This window comes from Azospirillum sp. B510 (assembly GCF_000010725.1).
Classification (GTDB): Bacteria; Pseudomonadota; Alphaproteobacteria; order Azospirillales; family Azospirillaceae; genus Azospirillum; species Azospirillum lipoferum_B.
Genome location: NC_013856.1, coordinates 422,982 through 444,856 on the forward strand (window position 1 = coordinate 422,982; position 21,875 = coordinate 444,856).

General features: G+C 68.2%; 19 protein-coding genes and 1 riboswitch. Of the genes, 6 read left to right on the plus strand and 13 right to left on the minus strand.

Going from position 1 to position 21,875, the window contains the following annotated elements:
* Positions 1-6: 6 nt before the first annotated feature.
* The gene (locus AZL_RS23250; protein WP_012976887.1) at positions 7-858 is read right to left on the minus strand and encodes a transporter substrate-binding domain-containing protein; all 852 of its coding nucleotides are present in this window, start codon (positions 856-858) and stop codon (positions 7-9) included.
* Between the two features lie 78 nt (positions 859-936).
* A complete protein-coding gene (gene speB, locus AZL_RS23255; protein ID WP_012976888.1) occupies positions 937-1,983 on the minus strand; it encodes an agmatinase in 1,047 nt (348 codons plus the stop codon).
* Positions 1,984-2,270: 287 nt separating this feature from the next.
* Between speB (AZL_RS23255) and AZL_RS23260 the strand changes: the two genes are divergently transcribed.
* Positions 2,271-2,975 (plus strand): GntR family transcriptional regulator, encoded by a 705-nt coding sequence (locus tag AZL_RS23260; RefSeq protein WP_042445126.1) that lies wholly within the window; start codon positions 2,271-2,273, stop codon positions 2,973-2,975.
* 103 nt (positions 2,976-3,078) lie between these two features.
* Here the strand turns inward: AZL_RS23260 and AZL_RS23265 are convergent, their stop codons facing one another.
* Positions 3,079-3,987, minus strand: a complete 909-nt coding sequence (locus AZL_RS23265) for a LysR family transcriptional regulator (protein WP_012976890.1) — start codon at positions 3,985-3,987, stop codon at positions 3,079-3,081.
* A 236-nt stretch (positions 3,988-4,223) separates the two neighbouring features.
* Here AZL_RS23265 and AZL_RS23270 point away from each other — a divergent pair, with 236 nt between their 5' ends.
* The 5 genes from AZL_RS23270 (at position 4,224) to speB (AZL_RS23290) (ending at position 9,209) form a co-directional block, all read left to right on the plus strand.
* The gene (locus AZL_RS23270; RefSeq protein WP_012976891.1) at positions 4,224-5,312 is read left to right on the plus strand and encodes an ABC transporter substrate-binding protein; all 1,089 of its coding nucleotides are present in this window, start codon (positions 4,224-4,226) and stop codon (positions 5,310-5,312) included.
* An 81-nt stretch (positions 5,313-5,393) separates the two neighbouring features.
* On the plus strand, positions 5,394-6,470 hold the full coding sequence (locus AZL_RS23275) for an ABC transporter ATP-binding protein (protein ID WP_012976892.1): 1,077 nt from the start codon (positions 5,394-5,396) through the stop codon (positions 6,468-6,470).
* A complete protein-coding gene (locus AZL_RS23280) occupies positions 6,467-7,318 on the plus strand; it encodes an ABC transporter permease (RefSeq protein WP_012976893.1) in 852 nt (283 codons plus the stop codon). Before AZL_RS23275 ends, AZL_RS23280 begins: the two co-directional genes overlap by 4 nt.
* Positions 7,318-8,115 carry an ABC transporter permease gene (locus AZL_RS23285; protein WP_012976894.1) on the plus strand — a complete coding sequence of 266 codons (798 nt, stop codon included), beginning with the start codon at positions 7,318-7,320 and terminating at the stop codon, positions 8,113-8,115. Before AZL_RS23280 ends, AZL_RS23285 begins: the two co-directional genes overlap by 1 nt.
* A 44-nt stretch (positions 8,116-8,159) precedes the next feature.
* Positions 8,160-9,209 carry an agmatinase gene (gene speB / locus AZL_RS23290; protein WP_012976895.1) on the plus strand — a complete coding sequence of 350 codons (1,050 nt, stop codon included), beginning with the start codon at positions 8,160-8,162 and terminating at the stop codon, positions 9,207-9,209.
* Between the two features lie 28 nt (positions 9,210-9,237).
* On the opposite strand, the gene AZL_RS36410 is transcribed toward speB (AZL_RS23290), so the two are convergent.
* The 10 genes from AZL_RS36410 to AZL_RS23335 all read right to left on the minus strand — a co-directional run bounded on the left by AZL_RS36410 (position 9,238) and on the right by AZL_RS23335 (position 21,866).
* Complete coding sequence (locus AZL_RS36410; protein ID WP_158306010.1) at positions 9,238-9,375, minus strand: hypothetical protein; 138 nt, start codon at positions 9,373-9,375, stop codon at positions 9,238-9,240.
* Positions 9,350-10,171 (minus strand): ATP-binding cassette domain-containing protein, encoded by an 822-nt coding sequence (locus AZL_RS23295; RefSeq protein ID WP_012976896.1) that lies wholly within the window; start codon positions 10,169-10,171, stop codon positions 9,350-9,352. The genes AZL_RS36410 and AZL_RS23295 overlap by 26 nt, the downstream gene beginning before the upstream one ends.
* On the minus strand, positions 10,168-10,992 hold the full coding sequence (locus AZL_RS23300) for an ABC transporter permease (protein ID WP_012976897.1): 825 nt from the start codon (positions 10,990-10,992) through the stop codon (positions 10,168-10,170). Before AZL_RS23300 ends, AZL_RS23295 begins: the two co-directional genes overlap by 4 nt.
* 3 nt (positions 10,993-10,995) lie before the next feature.
* Entirely contained in the window at positions 10,996-12,075 is a 1,080-nt protein-coding gene (locus AZL_RS23305; protein WP_012976898.1) for a putative urea ABC transporter substrate-binding protein, read from the minus strand.
* 40 nt (positions 12,076-12,115) lie between these two features.
* The gene (atzF, locus tag AZL_RS23310; protein WP_012976899.1) at positions 12,116-13,930 is read right to left on the minus strand and encodes an allophanate hydrolase; all 1,815 of its coding nucleotides are present in this window, start codon (positions 13,928-13,930) and stop codon (positions 12,116-12,118) included.
* 8 nt (positions 13,931-13,938) lie between these two features.
* Positions 13,939-17,625 carry an urea carboxylase gene (gene uca, locus AZL_RS23315; protein ID WP_012976900.1) on the minus strand — a complete coding sequence of 1,229 codons (3,687 nt, stop codon included), beginning with the start codon at positions 17,623-17,625 and terminating at the stop codon, positions 13,939-13,941.
* Between the two features lie 11 nt (positions 17,626-17,636).
* Positions 17,637-18,281, minus strand: coding sequence for an urea amidolyase associated protein UAAP2 (locus AZL_RS23320; RefSeq protein WP_012976901.1), 645 nt, complete (start codon positions 18,279-18,281; stop codon positions 17,637-17,639).
* 26 nt (positions 18,282-18,307) lie between these two features.
* Positions 18,308-19,030 (minus strand): urea amidolyase associated protein UAAP1, encoded by a 723-nt coding sequence (locus tag AZL_RS23325; protein WP_012976902.1) that lies wholly within the window; start codon positions 19,028-19,030, stop codon positions 18,308-18,310.
* A 157-nt stretch (positions 19,031-19,187) separates the two neighbouring features.
* Positions 19,188-19,310: riboswitch (guanidine-I (ykkC/yxkD leader) on the minus strand.
* Between the two features lie 153 nt (positions 19,311-19,463).
* Complete coding sequence (locus AZL_RS23330; RefSeq protein ID WP_012976903.1) at positions 19,464-20,780, minus strand: aspartate aminotransferase family protein; 1,317 nt, start codon at positions 20,778-20,780, stop codon at positions 19,464-19,466.
* Between the two features lie 6 nt (positions 20,781-20,786).
* Positions 20,787-21,866, minus strand: coding sequence for a phosphotransferase (locus tag AZL_RS23335; protein WP_012976904.1), 1,080 nt, complete (start codon positions 21,864-21,866; stop codon positions 20,787-20,789).
* Between the last annotated feature and the right edge of the window lie 9 nt (positions 21,867-21,875).

A 21,875-nucleotide genomic window follows, 5' to 3' on the forward strand; every position in this document is an offset into this window, starting at 1 on the left:
GAAGCCTCAATTCAAGCTGGTCTTCAGCCACTTCTGGGCCAGCTTTTCGATGGTGCCGTCGGCCTTGGCGGCCTGGATCGCCTTGTCGAACATCTCCTTCAGCACGGCGTCGTCCTTGCGCAGGCCGACGGCGATGCCCTTGCCGAACACGTCGCCGACGAAGGTCGGGCCGGCCAGCGTGTAGTCCTTGTAGTCGGGCTTGGTCAGCAGGGCGGTCAGCGAGCTTTTCTGGGCGATCACGCCATCGATGCGGCCGGCCTGAAGGTCGAGGTCATGCTGCTCGGTGGTCTTGTATTCGCGGATCGTCACGCTGTCCTTGAGGTATTTGTCCAGGAAGGCCGTGTTGCTGGTGGCGGTCTGGGTGCCGATCGCCTTGCCCTTCAACTGCGCGGCGATGGGAGCGATCTCGGCGCTGACCTTGGCGGGATCGCCGCCGAGATCGATCGTGGTGCCGGTCCCCGGCAGCTTGGCCAGAGGACCGGTCTTCTCGACCATCAGGGCGGCGGCGGTCGGCGCGTAGGGCTCGCTGAAGCCGATGACCGCCAGACGCTTCTCGGTGACGATCATCGACGCCATGATCGCGTCGAACTTGCGGGCGTTCAGCGCCGGGATCAGCCCGTCCCAGTCCTGCGCCACGATGGTGCATTTGACGGACATCCGGGCGCACAGGTCATTGGCGAGATCGATCTCCAGCCCGTCCAGCTTGCCGCCGGCGGTGGTGAAGTTCCACGGCTCGTAAGCGCCTTCGGTGGCGATGGTGATGGCCGTCGGCTTGGTCTGCGCGGCGGCGCCGGTGACGGTGGCCGATACGGCGGCGATCAGAAGCGTCGACGCGAGGATCAGAGTCTTCATGGTCATTGTCCCTGTTCACTGGACTGGTTTTCAGGTTTGATTTTGATGATGCGGGTTTGGTCCCGCTTCTGGTTTCAACCGCTTTCAACTCCCGGAGCGGTCCCGCGCGATGGCGGTCAGGCTCAGGATTTCGAACAGCACCTGGGCGGCGATCTGGGCGGTATTGCTGGTCGGGTCATATTGCGGCGCCACCTCCACCACGTCACCACCGACGACATCGACGCCGGCGGCTCCGCGCAGGATGGCGAGCGCCTGGGCGGAGGTGAGGCCACCGACCTCCGGGGTTCCGGTGCCGGGGGCGAAGGCGGGATCGAGACCGTCGACGTCGAAGCTGACATAGGTGGGACCATCGCCGACGACCTGCCGCATGCGGTCGATCACGGCACGCACCCCCATCAGCTCCACCTCCTCGGCATGGATCACCGTCATTCCGGACTCGTAGGAGAAGTCCCAGAGATATTCCGAATTGCCGCGGATGCCGATCTGGATCGTGCGCTCGGGGTCGAGCACGCCGTCGAGCACCGCCTGCCGGAAGGGGCCGCCATGATGGAATTTGCACCCCTCGAACGAGCCGCCGGTATCGCAATGGGCGTCGATGTGGATCAGCCCGACCGGACGGTCGCGGCCGATCGCCCGCAGGACCGGCAGGGTGACCGAATGGTCGCCGCCCACCCCGAGGGGAACCGTCCCGGCCGCCACCATCGCGCCGACGAAGCGTTCGATGTCGGCATGGGCCTGCGCCAGATCGAAACGGCTGCGGAAGGGAACGTCGCCGACATCCACCACCACATGGTTGCCGGTCGGCACCAGCCCCAGCACATGCTCGTAGGGGCCGACCCGCTCGACGCCGCGCACCGCCCGCGGACCGAAGCGCGCACCGGACCGGTTGGTGACGCCCAGATCCATCGGGATCCCGTACAGCGCCATGTCGATGCCCGCGAAATCGGGGGCGGCATCCGGACGATGGGGCGCCTTCAGCAGCGTGGCAATCCCGGCATAGGGGGCCTGCCGGACGTCACCGTCCTTGAAGACCAGGGACGCCACCCTGGCAAATGCGGGATTCGCCGTCTCATCCCCGCGGGAATGGGCATAGCGCTCCCGCAACCGCTCCAGCTTGTCGTGGTCGAACACGCACGTCTCCTCCGTTGCCGCCGCCGGGTCCGATTCCCATGTGGCCGCCTGCCAAAGCCCGTGACGCCTGCGGTTTGGTCCCGCTTCCCTGGTTCCAATCGGCCGGCGGTCCACCGGCTCTTTCAAGTCTTTGCCGATCAAGGGTTTCCCGATCGGGCGCCCTTGATGGATACAAAATCGTATACAATCTTGAATCCAAGATCAATAGTCTTTGCGGCCGGCTTGCCTGGGTGTCCCGCAGGCCCTATCAAGGGAGCGCGAACGTGAAAAGGACGGGTGGAACGACGATGGCCGAGGACAAGACCGGACCGGATGAATCGGTTCGGGAGAAGACCTACAGAGAGCTGAAGTCGATGATCCTGTCGGGCCGCCTGCGCCCGTCCGAACGTTTGTCGGAAAGCCGGCTCGCCGACCGTCTGGGGGTCAGCCGCACGCCGTTGCGCGAAGCGCTGATGAAGCTGGAGAAGGAGGGGCTGGTCGTCGGCCAGCGCAATGTCGGCTATTCGGTGGTGGATGTCGATCTGCCGACCGTGCGCAATCTTCTGGTCGTCCGTCAGGCTCTCGACGTCTGCGCCGCCGAACTGGCCTGCGATGTCGCGACGGACGAGGATATCGCCCGCATCAGCGCCATCGTCGAGGAGATGGAGGCGCTGAACCTGTCGACCGCCGGCAACAGCGTGGATGCCGCCCGCGTGCTCGAACTCGGGCTGAGCATTCATCGGGTGATCGCCGAGAGCACGCGCAACGATGTGCTGATCCGGGTGACGGAGCAGATCTATGAACAGCTCCAACTGGCGTTGTTGCTTGAGATTCTCTGGATCGACCTCAAGGATTCCGGCCTGGAGGAACATCAGGCGATCGCCAACGCCATCCGCGCCCGCGACCGTGTCGCCGCCGCCGAAGCGGCCCGGCTGCATGTTCAATACAGCCTTGAGAACATGGCGAAGGTGCAGGAACTGCTCGATCTCCGCCGCGCCTCCGGCATGGCTTAGAGCGCGATCGCTTCGGATGGAATCGTCTGAAGCGATCGCACGAGAATTCAAAAGATCCGGAGTCTGTCTGATGCTTCACCAAGCATCAGACAGACTTTAATCTTTACCGGCCGGCGATCTCCTCCCGCGTCAGCGTGTTGAACAGATCGACCACCGGCGTCCTGGCCCGGTCGCTGTGCACCGCGATCTGGAAGGGGGAGTGATAGGACAACACCCGCGGCAGCAGGGCGCGCAGCCGTCCGGCCTGGACGAAGGCGGCCGCGTAATGGTCGGGCAGATAGCCGACATAGCGGCCCGACAGGATCAGCCGCGCCGCCCCTTCCATATCGGTGACGGTGGCGTGCGGCGCGCTGATCGCGAAGATCTTGATGTCGCGCGCCCCCCAATAGCTGCGGGCCACCAGCCGGTGCCGGCGCACCTCGTCGAGATCGACCATGTCGTCCGGGCGGTCGAACAGCGGATGGCCGGCGCCGCAATAGAACAGGTTGGTCTCGGTGTAGAGGTCGATGTAGGAGAGGCCCGGCACGATCCGCGGGAAGCTGGCGATGGCGAGATGGACCTCGCCGCCGATCACGTCGCGCAGCAGCTCGTTGGGCGGCCGGGTGACGATGGTGAGATTGACCTCCGGGGCGGCGTCGGCGAAGCGGGTGATCACGCGTTCCAGCGGGAATTTGGCGTCGGTCAGCGTGTTGTCCACCAGCCCGATGCTGAGCGTGCCGGTCAGCCGGTCGCGCAACCCGCGCACCCGGGCGCCGAAGCGGTCCAGCGTGTCGAACACCCGCCGCAGCTCGTCATAGACCGCCTGTCCCTCCGCCGTCAGCTTGAAGCCCGAGCGGCCGCGCCGGCACAGCCGCACCCCCAGCCGCCCCTCCAACTCGGCGAAATGGGTGGAGATGGTGGAAAGCGACAGGTTCAGTTCGCTTTGCGCCGCAGTAAAGCCGCCGGCCTCGACCACCGTCATGAACAGGCGGAAAAGCCGCAAATCCGTGGTCTCTATGCTCATCCGGCTCATGTTCGCGGCGATCCTTCCGGCTGCCCAGGGGGGAGGACCGGTCTTACTTCGGCCTCTGTCGAAGTAAGATACAAAAGATTCGGGATTTTTGGCGAAACAAACTGGCCGTCTAATTGCGTCATCCAATTCCAGCCGGCGTGGAGCGGTATCGGGTCGTTTCCCGGCCGGGATATCACGACATGCCTGCTTCGCCCGCCCCCGATCGGGGCAGACCAACGACGAGACGGAGACACGCGATGAAGATCGGCGCAGGACTGGACAGACGGGCGGTGTTGGCTGGGGCGGGCGGGCTTGCCGCCGCCGCCGCGATCGGGTTCCCCTCCATCGTGCGCGCCCAGTCCAAGTCGCTGAAGGTCGGCGTCTATGGCGGCTATTTCAAGAACAGCTTCGACAAGCACATCTTCCCGGACTTCACCAAGGCCACCGGCATCGCGGTGGAAGCGGTGGCCGAACCGACGGGCGAGGCGTGGCTGATCCAGCTTGAACAGGCGGCCCGCGCCAAACAGGCCCCGGCCGACGTGTCGATGATGTCCCAGGTGGCGATGCTGAAGGGTGCCGCCGCCGACCTGTGGGCGCCGCTCGATCTCGCCAAGATGCCCAACGCCGCCAAGGTCAAGCCGGCGCTGATCAACAAGTACCCCGACGGCCGGGTGTCGGGCATCGGTGCGGTGTCCTGGTACATCACGCTGGTGACCAACACCAACGTCTATCCCCAGGCCCCGGAAAGCTGGGCGGCGCTGTGGGATCCTGCCAACAAGGACAAGCTGGGCCTGTTGGCGCTCGTCGCCAACTCCTTCCTGCTGGACGTGACCGCCGCCACCTTCTTCGGCGGGCCCAAGCATCTCGACACCGAGCAGGGGCAGCTCGACTGCTTCAAGAAGCTGACCGAGATGAAGGGCAACGTGAAGCTGTGGTACCGCGACGAGGCGCAGTTTGAGGCGGCGCTGAAGTCGGGCGAGATCCCGATGGGGCAGTATTACCATGACGTCACCGGCCTCGCCGCCGCCGACGGCCATCCGGTGCGCTCCACCTTCCCCAAGGAGGGCGGCATCCTCGATTCCGGCAGCTGGGCGGTGTCCAAGGCGTCCAAGGCCGGCGATCTGGCCCATGTCTTCATCGACTATATGAGCCAGCCGCAGATCCAGGCGCTGCTGTCGCGCAAGGTCGGCACCGCGCCCACCATCGATCGTTCGGCCACCGACCTGACCGACAAGGAGTTCGCGGCGGTGTCCTCCGATCTCGCCCCGATCATCCCGCGCTACGACCTCTACCTGTCCAAGGCCGACTGGCTGAACCAGAAATGGACGGAAATGATCGTGGGCTGACCCGCGAGCGCCCTTCCCGCCGCCTTCCGGCCATCACGCGGGAAGGGCTCCGTCCCCTCCGAACGGACCGAAAGCCAACCGATGTCAGCCCTCGTTCTCGACGGACTCGCCAAGCGTTACGGCACCTTCACCGCCGTGCGGGGGGCGAGCCTGCGCATTCCGCACGGGCAGTTCGTCTGCCTGCTGGGGCCCTCCGGCTGCGGCAAGACCACCTTGATGCGGATGATCGCCGGGCTGGAGGAACCCTCCGGCGGCCGGCTGCTGATCGACGACCGCGACATCACCACCGCTCCCGCCCACAAGCGGGATTTCGGCATGGTGTTCCAGTCGCTGGCCCTGTTCCCCCATCTGACGGCGGGCGAGAACATCGCCTATCCCCTGCGCATCCGCGGCGTTCCCGCCGACGAGCGCCGTCGCAAGGCGGAAAGCCTGCTGGAGCTGGTGCGCCTGCCCGGCATGGTCGACCGCCCGGTGTCGCGCCTGTCGGGCGGCCAGCGCCAGCGCGTCGCCATCGCCCGCGCCCTGGCGCTGGAGCCGAAGCTGTTCCTGCTCGACGAACCGCTGTCCGCCCTCGACGCCAAGCTGCGCGAGGCGATGCAGATCGAGCTCAAGCAACTGCAACGGCGGCTCGGCATCACCACCATCGTCGTCACCCACGACCAGCGCGAGGCGATGACGATGGCCGATCTGGTGGTGGTGATGTCGGAGGGGCAAATCCGTCAGGCCGCTCCGCCGATGGAGGTCTACCGCCGGCCCGCCGACGCCTTCGTCGCCGATTTCATTGGCATGACCAACCTGCTGGAGGGAACGGTGACCGCCCCCGGCCGCGCGTCCGTTCCCGGCGGCGAGCTGGCTCTCGCCGGCCTGCCGCCGCAGGGTCGTACCCTGCTGTCGGTCCGGCCGGAGGAGGTGCTGCTGCATCCGGCGTCCGTCCCCGCCGGGGCCAACCGGCTGCCCGGCACCCTGTCCTTCGTCCGCGATCTCGGCGCCAGCGTCGAATTCCGCGTCGAGGTGGCCGGGCGGGAGATCGTGGCGCTGACCCGTCCGCAGGACCGCCCGGCGGTCGAGCCGGGAAGCGCCGTCATCGTCGAGATTCCGGCCGAGGCCTGCGTCGTCCTGCCGCCGGCCGGCGGCGCGGCGGAGGGGCTGCCGTCATGATCCGCCGCGCCCCGCGCAGCCTTGGCGAGCATGCGCCGATCCTGTTTCCGGCCCTGATGCTGATCGTCTTCTTCGTCATCCCCTTCGGGCTGATGATCGCGGTCAGCGTCGCCCGTCGCATCCCCGGCGGCTTCTACGAGCCCGATTTCGTCCTCGCCAACTACGAGCGCTTCCTCAGCGCCTTTTTCGGCGGGGTGCTGTCCTTCTCACTGGAGCTGGCGGCGCTGGTGGCGGCGGTGGCGGTCGGCATCGGCTTTCCCTTCACCTACCGCTTGGCGCGGCTGCCGCGGGCGGCACAGGTGCGGTGGCTGGTCTTCCTGCTGTCGATCCTGTCGCTGTCGGAGGTGATCATCGGCTTCGCCTGGTCGACGCTGCTGTCGCGCACCGCCGGCATCACCAACCTGCTGGTGGCGGTCGGGCTGATGGCGGAGCCGCAATCGCTGTCGCCCAGCTTCGGCGCGCTGCTCGCCGGCATGGTCTATCAGGCCTTCCCCTACACCGTGCTGGTGCTCTATCCGGCGCTCGCCCGGCTGGATCCGGCCCTGGTGGAGGCGTCGCGGACGCTGGGCGCCTCGCCGCTGAAGGCCTTCTTCACGGTGGTGGTGCCGTCGCAGCGCAACACCATCGTGGCGACCCTGATCATGGCCTTCGTCTTCGCGCTCGGCAGCTATCTGCTGCCGCAGCTGCTGGGACGGCCGCAGCACTGGACCCTGTCGGTGCTGATCACCGATCAGGCGATCTATCAATCCAACATGCCGTTCGCGGCGGCGATGGCGGTCTTCCTGGTGCTGGTCAGTCTGGCGCTGATCGGGCTGTCGCTGCTGGCCGGACGCAAGGAGGAGGCGTGATGACGCGCTGGCTCAACAGCCTGATGGCCGGGCTGGTCGGCCTTGTCCTGGCAGCGCCCATCCTGGTTGTGGCGGGGGTGTCGCTGAACGCCAAGCGTTCGCTCGACTTCCCGCCCAAGGGCTTGTCCCTGGCTTGGTATGCCGAGATCTTCACCGATCCCGGCTGGCGCGGCGCGCTGATCACCAGCCTGGTGGTGGCCGCCCTCTCGGCGGCCCTGGCGGTCGCCATCGCCTTTCCGATCGCCTGGTTCATCTGGCGCTGGCGCGCACCCTGGGCGCGGGTGTTCGAGATGCTGGGGATGACGCCCTTCATCCTGCCGCCGGTGATCACCGCGCTGGGCTTCCTCAGCTTCTGGGCGACCTTCGGCCAGTATGGCGAGCCGTGGACGGTGGTGGTCAGCCATGCCATCTTCTTCGTCACGCTGCCGCTGGTCACCCTGTCGCTCGGCTTCGGCGCGGTGGACCGCAGCTATGTCGAGGCCGCCTCCACCATGGGGGCCGACGACCGCACCGTGCTGCGGACGGTGGTGATGCCGCTGGTGCGGCCCTATATGATCTCCGGCTTCGCCTTCGCCTTCGTCCTGTCGCTCAACGAATACATCGTCGCCTACATGGTCGCCGGCTTCACGCTGGAGACGCTGCCGATCAAGATCTTCAACGCCCTGCGTTACGGCTACACGCCGACCATGGCGTCCGTCACCGTGCTGTTCGTGCTGCTGACCGCCGCCGTCTTCGGGCTGATCGCCCGGTTCGGCGACCTGCCGCGCCTGCTCGGCGCCTGGAACCGGCAGGACTGACCGGCCCGGCACGACCGACCTTCCAACAGGAGAGTTCCCTCAAAATGATCGATCCGGACAAGCTCAACCGTCTGCGCGAGAAATACAGCGGCGGCGGCGGCTCCGACATCCATTCGCCGGAATTCAAGCAGGTCGCCGCCCTGCAATTCTCCGGCGGACGGCGCAAACAGCCCTTCTCCGGCGTGCCGACCCTGCTGAACGCGCCGTACGACCCGGATGCCGCCGCCCAGCCGGATTTCGGCGGGCTGGAGGTGGCGCTGATCGGCGTGCCGATGGATCTGGGCGTGACCAACCGGTCGGGCGCCCGCTTCGGCCCGCGGGCGCTGCGGACGATCGAACGGATCGGCCCCTACAACCATGTCCTGCGGATGGTGCCGTCGGCGGCCTGCCGGCTGGCCGATATCGGCGACGTACCGCTGTCCAGCCGCTTCGACCTGGAAGCCTGCCACCACGACATCGAGAGCTTCTATGACAAGGTGAGGGAGGCCGGGGTGATCCCGCTGTCGGTCGGCGGCGATCATTCGATCAGCCAGTCGATCCTGAAGGCGCTGGGCCGCGAACGCCCGGTCGGCATGATCCATTTCGACGCCCATTGCGACACCAGCGGCCCCTATGAGGGCTCCAAGTTCCACCATGGCGGCCCCTTCCGCCAAGCGGTGCTCGACGGTGTGCTCGACCCGGAACGCACGGTGCAGATCGGCATCCGCGGCAGCTCCGAATATCTGTGGGAGTTCTCCTACGAATCCGGAATGACGGTGATCCATGCCGAGGAGGTGGCGCAGCTCGGCATTCCCGCGGTGATCGAGCAGGCCCGCAAGGTGGCCGGCGACGGGCCGGTCTATGTCTCCTTCGACGTCGATTGCCTCGACCCGGTCTTCGCCCCCGGCACCGGCACGCCGGAGATCGGCGGGCTGACCACGCGGGAGGCCATCGAGATCCTGCGCGGCCTGAACGGGCTCGACGTCATCGGCGGCGACGTGGTCGAGGTGGCGCCGCAATATGACGCCAACACCAACACCGCCCAGGCCGGGGCGCAGATGCTGTTCGAGATCCTCTGCCTCGCCGCCAAGGCGTTGGAGCTGCGGCGGGGCTGATCCCCGCCGGTCCGTTCGGGCCGCCGCCTCAGCCGGCCGCGCCATGCCGCCGGCCGGGCCGGGGTGCTGCGGTGAACAGCCAGGGATGGGCGGCGGTGGCACGGGCCCGCAACAGGCCGTGCAGCGCCGCCCCGGCGGTCTCAAGCCGCCGCAACAGGCGCGTCACGGCGGTCCGCCAAACCCTGCGCGCCCAAACCCTGCGCCCGCCCGCCCGCGGCGGCGAGCCTTGCCCGGACCGCCGCCTTTTCGGTCAGCAGCAGATCATAGGTGATCCGCGCGCCATAGGCGCCGGGATCGGTCGGATCGATCCGCACCTTGTCGAAGGCGAGCACGCGGGTCGCCAGCGTGAAACCCTCCTTCAGGTCATGGGTGACCATGAAGACGGTCATTCTGCGGTCCGCCCACAGGCCGAGCAGCAACTCGTACATCTGCGCCTTGGTGCCGGCGTCGAGCGCGCCGAACGGCTCGTCCAGCAGCAGGATTTTCGGCTTCAGGATCAGCGCCTGGGCGATGGCGAGGCGCTGCTGCATGCCGCCCGACAGCTCCGCCGGATATTTGCGCAGATGGTCGCCGAGCCCGACCGCCGCCAGAATCCCCGTCGCCTCCTCCACGGCGGCGCGGCGGCGGGCGCCGAACAGCCGGCCGAGCAAGCGCGAAGCCTCGAACTCGCGACCGAGGATGACATTCTCCAGCACCGTCAGATGGGGAAAGACCGAATAGCGCTGGAACACCACCCCGCGATCCGGGCCGGGTTCGGCCTCCAGCGGCCGGCCGTCGAGGAGGATGCCGCCGCGTGTCGGCCTTTCCTGGCCCAGCAGCATGCGCAGGAAGGTGGTCTTGCCGCAGCCGGACGGGCCGACCATGGCGCAGAACTCGCCGGACGGGATTTCCAGATCGACGCGCTCCAGCACCACCTGACCCGGATATTCCTTCCACAGGCCGCGGACGGACACATGGCTCATGCGGCCCCCTTTCCGGCCTTCAGCCAGGGAAAACAGCGGGCGTTGAACAGGCGCAGCAGATAGTCCGAGACGAAGGCCAGCAGCGTGATCCAGGCGACATAGGGCAGGATGACGTCCATCGCCAGATAACGCCGCACCAGGAAGATGCGGTAGCCCAGCCCCTCGGTCGCGGCGATCGCCTCCGCCGAGATCAGGAACAGCCAGGCCGGGCCGAGCGACAGCCGCACCGCGTCGACCAGCCGCGGCAGCATCTGCGGCAACACCACCCGCAGCACGATCTGCCAAGTGCTGCCGCCCAGCGTCTGCGCCTTGATGATCTGCTCGGCCGGCAGCTCGCCGGTGCGCATGGCGAGGTCGCGGATCAGGAAGGGCGCCACCCCGACCACGATCAGCACCACCTTGGACAGCTCGTCCAGGCCGAAGACGATGAACAGCACCGGCAGCACCGCCATCGGCGGCACCATCGACAGGATGGCGACGAAGGGCGACAGGCCCACCCGCACATAGGGGATCAGCCCCATGGCGATGCCGATCACCAGCGCCGCCGCCGTCGCCACCCCGAGGCCGAGACCGAGCCGGTGCAGGCTGGCCAGCGTGTCCGCCCACATCAGGTAGTCGCCGGTGCGGGCGTCGGGGGTGAAGGCGATCCGCGCGACCGCCGCCGCCATCGCCGACAGCGGCGGCAGCAGCTTGTCGTTCGGATTCTCGGCCAGCCGCAGGGCGGAGGCGACGGCATAGAGCGCCGCCGCGCCCAGGAAGGGGAGGGCACCCCAGAAGACGATGCCCCCGCGCCCCGGCCGCCGGTTGATGATCCGGCGCATCGGTCAGAGCGCCCCGGCGGCGGCTTGCTTCATCACCTCGGCGTCGAAGCGCAGCTTCACGTTCTTGGCGTCGCCCAACACGGTGCCGCCGGGAAAGGCGATGCCGACCGCGTCGCGGCTGCGGGCGCCCTCGCCCAGCAACCCATGGTCGAAGGAGAAGTTGCGCACCAGATCCATGGTCTTGACCAGATCGGATCCGGTGGCGAAGCCCACCGCGTCGGCCGGGCTGTAGAACATCCTCGTCGTGACCAGCTGCTGCTTGTAGCCGGCCAGGTCGGTGCCGGACGCCTTGGCCATCGCCTCCAGCGCCGCCTTGCCCTCCGCCGTGTCGGGCCTGGTCATCAGCCCCATGATCTCGTACCAGGCGCCGACCAGCGCCTTGGCGAAGGCCGGGTTGTCCTTCATGGTGGCGGAGTTGACGACCATCAGGTCCATGATCTCGCCCGGCACCTTGGAGCTGTCGAACACCATGGTGGCGCCCTGGGCCTTGGCGACCTCGCTCAACTGCGGGTTCCAGGTGACGGTGGCGGTGACGTCGGGCGATGAGGTGAAGGCCGACACGATGTCGGCGTCGGCGGTGTTGACCACCGTCACGTCCTTCTCGCGCAACCCCACCGACTCCAGCCCGCGCGCCAGCAGGTAATGCGACACCGACAGCTGGACCAGATTGACCTTCTGGCCCTTGATGTCCTTCAGGGTCTTGCCCTTCTTCAGGACGATGCCGTCATTGCCGCTGGAATAGTCACCGGTGATCACGGCGGTCGAGTCGACACCGCCCGCCGCCGGGATGGTCAGCGCATCCATGTTGGTCATGACGCAGCCGTCGAAGGCGCCGGCGGTGTATTGGTTGATCGATTCGACATAGTCGTTGATCTGCACGATCTCGACCTTGATGCCGTATTTGTCGGCCCATTTCTTCATGATGCCGCTGTCCGCGGCATAGCCCCACGGCATCCAGCCGGCGTAGATCGACCACGCCACGCGGAAACTCTTCTTCTCCGCCGCCACGGCCGGCGACTGGACGGCCGCAACAGTGGCGGCGAGGGCAACGCCGAACACGACGCGCTTGAGCAAGGTCCGCATCATCAAATTCCCCTTCCCGTTGAATGTCGTCAGCGTGTGGTCAGCGTGCCAGCCAGCGGCGCCAGCCGCCGTAGGCGGTGATATCCTCGGCACCCGTCAGCGCGATGGGTTCGCACAGGAAGCCCTTGACGGCGGTATCGTCCTCCAGCGTCACCGTGCCGATCGTCATCGGCGCCGGCACTTCGGCGACGAAGCTGCCGAAGGCGGCCTCGGCCAGTTCCCAAACCTCCAGCTCGATGCCGCCGGCCCCGTCCGGATCGCGGACCAGTCCCGGTTTGGCCGGACTGGTGCCGGCCAGCGCATAAAGGCGGTAGCCGGCGGCCGTCCGCGTCGTGCCGACCAGACGGGCCTGCCGGCCGGTCAGCTGGTGATTCAACGGCTGGCCGGTCAGATGGGCGCCGACGACGGCAAGGCGCACCGTGCCGGGGGCCGGCGCCGTCAGGTTCAGCGCCGGCCCGGTCGGAATCTGACCGGTGCCGCCGATCGGCAGCGCCTGGGCGCGGTGGAAGCGGTCGGCCAGCGCCGCCAGCGCCCCGTCGGCGAAAGCCCGGCCGATCAGCGTCACGCCGAAGGGCAGGCCCTTTTTCGGACCGTCTTCGCGGAAACCGGCCGGTACGGCGATGGCCGACAGGTCCATCAGGTTCACGAAATTCGTGTAGAGGCCAAGGTTGCTGTTCAGCCGCACCGGATCGGCCAGCAGTTCCGCGATGGTATAGGTCGTGCCGGTGGTGGGCAGCAGGAAGACATCCATTTTCGCCCATTCCGCCTCGGCCCGGCGGGTCAGCTCGGCCAGCCGGTAGAAGCCGGCGAAGGCGTCGGCCGCGCCGATCTTCGCCGCCCCCAGCACGATGCCGCGCACCACGGGATGGATGGAGTCGGGCTTCGTCTCGGCGAAATCGCGGATGGCGGCCAGCCGCTCCGCCACCCAGGGGCCGGAATAGAGCAGCTGCGCGGCATCGCGGAAGGGGGTGAAGTCCACCTCCACCGCCGTGCCGCCCAGCGCGGTCAACCGCTCGACGGCGGAGCGGAACAGGGAGGCCGCCGCCTCGTCGCCGAAGAACTCCAGCCCGTCCGCCGGCACGCCGAAGCGGAAGCCCACCGGCCACGCCGCCGGTTGCACCGCGCCGGGCGGGGCCATGCGGGAATAGGCGTCGGTTTCGTCATAGGTGCCGGCCACCCGCAGCACCGCCAGCGCGTCGCCCGCCGTGCCGGCGAAAATCGACACCACGTCCTGGGTGCGGCAGGCGGGGACCACGCCCGAGGCGCTGACCAGCCCCTTGGTCGGCTTCAGCCCGACGATGTTGTTGAAGGCGGCCGGCACCCGTCCCGATCCCGCCGTGTCGGTGCCGAGCGCGAAGCTGACCAGCCCCGCCCCGACGGCGACGCCCGACCCGGCGCTCGATCCGCCCGACACGTAACGCTCGTCGAACACCGACGAGCAGGCGCCATAGGGCGATCGCGTGCCGACCAGCCCGGTGGCGAACTGGTCGAGGTTGGTCTTGCCGATCAGGATGGCGCCGGCCTCGACCAGCCGCCGCACCACGGTGGCCGAGCGGTCGGGGACGAAGGCGAAATCGGGACAGCCGGCGGTGGTCGGCAGGCCGGCGGCGTCGATATTGTCCTTGATCGCGAAGGGGATGCCGAAGAGCGGCAGCTGCGCCCCCGCCGCCTTGCGGGCGCCTGCGGCCTCCAGTTGCCGGCCGGCATCCTCGCGCGGCACGAGGTGGATCCACACCGGGCGTTCCCCATGCGCGGCAATGCGGGCATAGACCTCGTCCAGCACCGCCTCGGGCGTCAGGCTGCCGTCGGCATAAGCGGCGGAGAGCGCCGCGATTTCCAGAGTGTTGGTCATCATGGTCTTCCTCAGGCGGTTTCGGGCAGCAGGACGGCCAGGGTCTGGCCCAGCGTCACCGCCTGCCCCTCGGCGCAGCGGATCTCGGCGACCGTGCCGGCCATCGGCGCGGCGACGGGGATTTCCATTTTCATCGATTCCACGATCAGCAGCGGGTCGCCGGCCTTGACCGCGCTGCCCGGCCGTGCTGCGATCTTCCAGACGCTGCCCGGCACCGGGCTCGGCACCGCCTCGCCGCCGGGGGGCAGGTCGGCTTCGGCCTCCGCACCGGCGCCGTCCGGCAGCTCCGCCGCGTAGCCGATCTGGCCGGACGCCTCCCAGCGCGCCCGCTCCGCCTCGAAGGCCGTTTGCTGGCGCGTCTTGAAGGCGGCGATGCCGTCGCGGTTCTCCGCCAGGAAGCGGCGATAGTCGGCGAGACGGAAGCTCTCCTCCTCGATGCGCAGACTGGCCCGGCCGAGCGGGAAGTCGGCGCGGAAGGCCATCAGCTCGTCATGGCTGACGGGATGGAAGCGGATCTGGTCGAAATGGCGCAGCAGCCAGGGCTTGCCCGGCTCGAAGGCGTCGGTCGTCCGGTGGGTGTTCCACATCTGGCAGGTGCGGCCGACGAACTGGTAGCCGCCCGGCCCCTCCATGCCATAGACGCACATGTAGGCGCCGCCGATTCCCACCGCGTTCTCCGGCGTCCAGGTGCGGGCCGGGTTGTATTTGGTGGTGACGAGGCGATGGCGCGGATCGACCGGCGTCGCCACCGGCGCCCCGAGATAGACGTCCCCCAGACCCAGCACGAGATAGCTGGCGTCGAAGACGATGCGCTTCACCGCCTCGACGTCGTCCAGCCCGTTGATGCGGCGGATGAACTCGATGTTGCTCGGGCACCAGGGGGCGTCGGCGCGCACCGACTGCATGTATTTGGAGATCGCGAGGCGGGTGGCCTCGTCGTCCCAGGACAGCGGCAGGTGGATGATGCGGGTCGGCACCTCCAGATCGTCGATGGCCGCCAACTCGTCCTCGGCGCCGACCAGCCGGTCGAGCAGCGGGCCCAGCGGCAGCCGGCGGCTGTCGTAATGGATCTGGAGCGAGCGGATGCCCGGCGTCAGGTCGAGGATCCCCGGCAGCGCCTGCGCCCGCAACCATGTTTGGAGCGCATGGACGCGGAAGCGCAGGTCGAGGTCCAGCACCAGCGGGCCGTACTCGATCAGCAGATACTTGTCGCCGGCCCGGCGGTAGACCACGGCCGGGCGGCTGGCGGTCGCCGGGATGCGGTGGAGGATGGGGGAGTCGCTCTTTCCCTCTCCCGCCCCGGGAGAGGGTGGCGCGGAGCGCCGGGTGAGGGGTGCGCAAGGAACAGGCGCGTGAGTCTTGGATGCGCCCTCACCCTCCCACGCTTGCGCGTGGGCCCCTCCCTCTCCCGGGACGGGAGAGGGGAAGATTGCCTCCTCCAGCTTCGTCGCCTCATCCGCCGTCAGCCGTTTGAACCGCACCGTGTCGCCCGGCCGCAGCTGGCCGATCTTCCACAGCTCGGCATGGACGATGGTCGCCGGACAGACGAAGCCGCCCAGGCTGGGACCGTCCGGCCCGAGGATCACCGGCATGTCGCCGGTGAAGTCGATGGCGCCGATGGCATAGGCGTTGTCGTGGATGTTGGACGGGTGGAGCCCGGCCTCGCCGCCGTCCTTGCGCGCCCAGGCCGGCTTCGGGCCGATCAGCCGGATGCCGGTGCGGCTGGAATTGTAATGCACCTCCCAGTCGGCGGCGAAGAAGGTGGCGATGTCGTCGTCGGTGAAGAAATCCGGCGCACCATGCGGGCCATAGAGGACGCCGATTTCCCAATACCGTCCGTAAGCCGGCCGCTCCTCCATGGAGACCGCTTCCGCCGCACCGGCCGGCATGTCGCCGAGATGCAGGATGTCGCCCGGCAGCAGCGCCCGCCCGCCATGCCCTCCGAATTTGCCGAGCGTGAAGGTGGACTTGCTGCCGAGATAGTCCGGCACGTCCAGCCCGCCTTGCACCAGCAGATAGGCGCGGCAACCGGCATCGCTGACGGTGCCGATACGCAACATGGCCCCCGCCGGCACGCTGACCGGCTGCCAGAAGGGCACCGGCGCGCCGTCGAGATCGGCCGGCATCGCCGCACCGGTCAGGCAGACCACCGCCTCGGCGTTGAAGCGCAACGTCGGGCCGGACACGGTGATCTCCAGCCCCGCCGCCCCGTCCGGGTTGCCGAGCGCGCGGTTGCCGAGCCGGAAGGCCAGCGGATCCATCGGGCCCGACGGCGGCACGCCGACCTCCCAATAGCCGACGCGGCCGGGATGGTCCTGCACCGTGGTCAGCGTGCCGGGGGTGACGACCTCCAGCGTGCGCGCCGCATAGGCCACCGTTTCCAGATAGCGGGTGGTGATGCCACCGGCCGCGAAGACCGGATCGGCGGCGAGCTGGCGCAGATAGGCGAGGTTGGTCTCGATCCCCGACAGGCGGCAGCGGGCCAGCGCGTCGCGCAGCTTCGCCAGGGCGTCGGCGCGGTCCTCGCCGCGCACGATGATCTTGGCGACCAGCGGATCGTAGAAGGGCGTCACCTCGCTGCCCTGTTCCACCCAGGTCTCGACGCGGGCGCCTTCCGGGAACACCACCTCGGTCAACAGGCCGGAGCAGGGGCGGAAATTGCGGCCGGGATCCTCGGCATAGACCCGGACCTGGATCGAGGCGCCCCGCGCCTTGTTGCGATGATCCTCCAGCGGCAGCGCCTCGCCGGCCGCCTGCCGGATCATCCATTCGACGAGGTCGATGCCGGTGACCTCCTCGGTCACGCCATGCTCGACCTGAAGGCGGGTGTTGACCTCCAGGAAATAGGCCTCGCCCGCCGCCTCGTCATAGACGAACTCCACCGTGCCGGCCGACTGGTAATTCACGGCGCGGCCCAGCCGCTCCGCCGCGTCGAACAGTTTGCGGCGCAGGTCGTCGCCGATGCCGGGGGCCGGCGTCTCCTCGATGACCTTCTGGTTGCGCCGCTGGGCGGAGCAGTCGCGCTCGCCCAGCGCCACCACGCCACCCTGTCCATCGCCGAAGATCTGCACCTCGATGTGACGGGCGCGTTCGATGAACTTCTCCAGGAAGACGCCGCCATCCTTGAAGTTGTTGCGCGACAGCCGGCTGACCGCCTCGAACATCGGTTCCAGCGTTTCCGGTTCCCGGCACAGCTGCATGCCGATGCCGCCGCCGCCGGCCGTGCTCTTGATCATCACCGGATAGCCGATGCGGGCCGCCTCCGCCCGCGCATGCGCGGCATCGGTCAGCAGGCCGCTGCCGGGAGAGAGCGGCACGCCGCTGCGCTCCGCCAGCGCGCGGGCGCTGTGCTTCAGCCCGAAGGCGCGCATCTGCTCCGGCGTCGGCCCGATGAAGGTGATGCCGGCGGCGGCACAGGCCTCGGCGAAGCCGGGATTCTCCGACAGGAAGCCATAGCCGGGATGGATCGCCTGGGCGCCGGTCTCCTTCGCCGCCGCCAGGATGCGCTCGGCGTTCAGATAGCTCTCCGACACCGCGGCGGGGCCGATGCGGACGGCCTCCCCCGCCAGCGCCACATGCAGGGACTGGGCGTCGGCCTCGGAATGCACGGCGACCGAGGCGATGCCCATGCGGTCGAGCGTGCGGATGACGCGACAGGCGATCTCGCCGCGGTTGGCGATCAGGACCTTGGTGAACATGTCCGGTCCCCTCACGCCCGATCCCAAACCAGCACCTCGATGGGTGTCGGGTTGTAGTCGTTGCAAGGGTTGTTGAGCTGCGGGCAGTTGGAGATCAGGACGATCACATCCATCTCCGCCCGCATCTCCACATATTTGCCGGGGCCGCTGACGCCGTCGGCGAAGGTCAGGCCGCCGTCCGGCGTGACCGGCACATTCATGAAGAAGTTGATGTTGTGGGTGATGTCGCGCTTGGTCAGGCCGAATTGCTCATTCTCCGCCACCGCCAGCATCCAGCTGTCACGGCAGGCGTGCATGCATTTCTTCTCCAGCGCATAGCGCACCGTGTTGCTTTCGCTGGCGCAGGCGCCGCCCAGCGTGTCGTGGCGGCCGACGGTGTCGGCGACGATCTCCAGCATCGAGTTGCCCTGGCTGGAGATCAGCTTGGTCCCCACCGAGAGGTAGACATTGCGCTGTTCGCGGATGGTGTCGACGGCGCTGTAGCGCTCGGCCGGGTCGGCGGCGCTGTAGAACAGGGTGTCGGCGGCCTGGTTGCCCTCCAGATCGACGATGCGGAAAATCTGGCCCTTGCGGACCACCTCCATCCAGTAATCGCCAGCCGGAACAATCTTGCGATAGACGGCGGCCTCGGGGCGCAGGGTGCTTTCTTTCGTCATGCTGGCCTTGGTCATGGTCGCGCCCCTCAGCCGCACAGGTGATAGAGGCGATTGTTGGCGAAGCCGCGCCCGTTCTCCGGCCGCGATCCTTTGCAGGCATCATCCCCGGCGACCGGCTCGGCCTTGCGGAACTGGTAGAGGATGGGCTTGCGCGGATAGTCGGCGGCGGGATTCAGCGGGTGCGGGCAGGTGTGCAGCAGCACCAGCGTGTCCATCTCGAAGCGCAGGTCGACATGGGCACCGGTTTTGGCGGCGGACGGGTCGAAAACCAGCGTGCCGTCCTCCTCGGTGCGCACCTTGCTGAACCAGTTGACGTTGGCGGCGAGGTCGCGGCGGCCCAAACCGTATTTGGCGGCTTCCACCAGGAAGCTGTCATGGCCGTTCAGCGTCCAGTCGTTGCGGTGGGTCTGGTAGTCCTTGTGGCCCCAGCGTTCCGTCACCAGCGCCTTGGTGGAGTTGCCGCACACCGTGTCGTGCCAGCCGGCGCTGTCCTCGATGATGGAGCAGAAGATGCGCCCCATGTCGGAATAGAGGCAGTGGCCGGCGGTCAGCTTGAAGCTGTGCTGGCACTTCAGCGTGTCGGGGGCGTTGTAGCGCTCCAGCGGGTTCTGCGGGTTGTAGAACAGCATCCCGACATTGGCGCCGCCCTCGCGGTCGATCAGGCGCAGAACCGTGCCGCGCCGGATCGTGAAGGACCAATGCTTGCCGCCGGGGATCTCGTCTTCGTAAAGAACATCCTGCCTGTCCACGGACTTGCCTCCTTCCCGTGCCGGGCCGTCCCGGCAAAGGCTCCAGGCGCGATCCCGGCGGGACCGCGGGCCGGGTCGTCCCGGCCGGAGCATCGTGAAGGGAGGAGTGCAGACGTAGGGGGAAGTCCCACCGGGGCTGCACGCCTCCGTGTTCGGAACCTCCCGGGCTTTTGTCCCGCCGTGTGCCCGTCCGCTGTTCACCGGACAGGTCGCCGCTCTCGGACCAGTCGCCGGACCCGCATCACCTTGCGGACCGGCCGGAACCCTAGCGGCTTTCCGCCAACATCTTCGCAAAGCCCGTGCCAACCAGCGGGGCCTTGCATCCGGCGGATTTGCGCGCCGGCCGGCGGACCGGCGCGCCGAAACTGCCTGCGATTCGGTCACTCACGCCGAAATTCCAGGCATGAGCGCCGTTTTTTGGCAGGGCAGGGGGTTACAGCGCCGCCAGCACCTCGTCCAGCGTGGCGAGGAACAGCTCGGCATCCTGCGCCGAGAAGACCAGCGGCGGACGGATCTTCAGGATATGCCCCTCCTGCCCGGTGGCGCTGATCAGCACCCGGCGGCGGCGCATGTCGTTGACCACGCGGGCGGTCTCCTCCGGCGCCGGGGTCTTCAGGGCGCGGTCGCGCACCATCTCGACGCCGATGAACAGGCCGCTGCCGCGCACGTCGCCGATCAGGTCGTGCTTGGCGGCCAGGGCGCGCAGCCCGTCAAGCATCCGGGTGCCGACGGCCAGGGCGTTCTCCTGCAACCGCTCCGTCTTGATGACGCGCAGCACGGCATGCGCCACGGCGCAAGACACCGGATTGCCGCCGAAGGTGTTGAAATAGCGCTGGTTCTTGCCAAACGCCTCGATCACCTCGGGCCGGAAAACGGCCCCCGCCACCGGATGACCGTTGCCCATCGGCTTGCCCAGCGTCACGATGTCGGGCACAAGCCCATGGCGGGCGAAGCCCCACATGTGGGTGCCGAGCCGGCCGAAGCCGGGCTGGACCTCGTCGGCGATGAAGAGGCCGCCGGCCTTGCGCATCACCTCCACCGCCGGGGCCAGGAAGCCGGCCGGGTCGGTGTAGACGCCGCTGCTGGAGAAGATGGTGTCGACCAGCAGCGCCGCCGGGGCGATGCCCTTTTCCCGCAGGTCGGCGATGGCCGCTTCCACCGAGCGGGCAAAGGCGGCGCCGACGTCCGAGCCCGCAATGCGGTAGCCGTCGGGCGACGGCACAACGCGGACATGGTCACCCAGCTTCACGGCGGCGCCCAGCGACGGCGACATCTCCGCCAGGGCCGAGGTGACGCCGTGATAGGCGTTGTGCGCGATGACCACGCCGGTCCCACCGGTGTGGACGCGGGCGACGCGCAGCGCCAGATCATTGGCCTCGCTGCCGGTGCAGGTCATCATCAGATGCGACAGCCCGGCCGGGAACTCCGCCAGGAGGGCTTCGGCGAAGTCGAGGATGCCGTCGGTCAGATAGCGGGTGTGGGTGTTCAGCACCGCCGCCTGTCTGGCCATCGCCTCCACCACCTCCGGCCGGCAATGGCCGACCGAGGCGACGTTGTTGTAGGCGTCGAGATAGCGGTTGCCGTCGGCGTCATAGAGGGAGGCGCCCTCTCCGCGCACGACATGGACCGGATCGGCGTAGAACAGCCGGTAGGCCGGGCCGAGCAGCTTCTCACGGCGGGCGATCAGGGCACGCTCGCGGTCGGGCAGGGGAGCGGCGGCGTCGGGCGCGTAGGCGTTGATCATGGTCATGGCGGGTCACACTTCCTGGCAGGCGAGGTGGAGCAGACGGTGCGCGGTGGCGGCCTCGTCGCCGGTCAGCCTTTCCAGGCCGGCGAAGGCGCGTTCGGAATTCCGCTGGATATAATCGGCATTCGCCGGATATTCGGCGGCGCGCCAACTGGTGATGGAGATGGCGAGGGCGAGACGGGCCGCCACCAGATCGGGCAGCAATTCCACCTCCTCCGCCGCCAGCGGCAGCACGGAGGTATAGGCGCGGGTCATCTCGACCATCGAGCCGAAGGGCGTCTCGCCGCTGGTGACGTGATAGGCCAGCGCCGTCGCCAGATCGTTGACCAGCGGGGCTTTCAGCGCGTCGCCGAAATCGATGATGCCGGTGACCGTTTCGTAGCCGACCGGATCGACCACCGCATTGTGGGGATTGAGGTCGTTGTGGATCACCTGATGCCGCAGGGCGGGCAGGCGGGGATCGACCTGATCGGCGAAGCGGGCGATGAAGCGCTCGACCATCCGGCGGCGCGGGCCGTCCGCCAGATAGCGCAGCTTGTCGGCGACGCTGACGGTGCGGGTGATATCCCACAGCAGATCGCGCTCCGAGCCCGGATGGTGATAGTCGGACAGCGCCAGATCCAGCCGGGCCAGCGTGGTTCCCAGCGCCCGCATCTGTCCCGGCGACGCCGGTGCGGCGTGAAGCGGCGTGCCGTCCAGATAGGTCAGCAGCCGCAGGATCATCGGGTGGCCATCGACCACCACCGTCGCCTGGGTCTCGCCGTCCAGGGTGGGCACGACGCGGGGGACGGGCAGGGTGGCGTCACGCACCGCCACATGCCGCATCGCCTCGGTCTGGAAGCTGGTGACCAGCGGCGGTTCGGCCGGATTGGTGAATTTCAGCACAAAGCTCTGTCCAACAAAGCCTTGTCCACCGGAGCCCTGCCCGCCGGCGGCGGTGACGTGGAAGTTGCGGTCGCGCTCGCTGCTCAGCTCGCGGACGGTGCCGGTCACTCCGAAATGCCGCCGCATCATGACGCCGGCCTCGTTCACCGGGATCGGTGGCGCGACGGTGGTCAGAACATCGCCTGCTGTCTGGGCCCCAGTCATGGCCGGTGT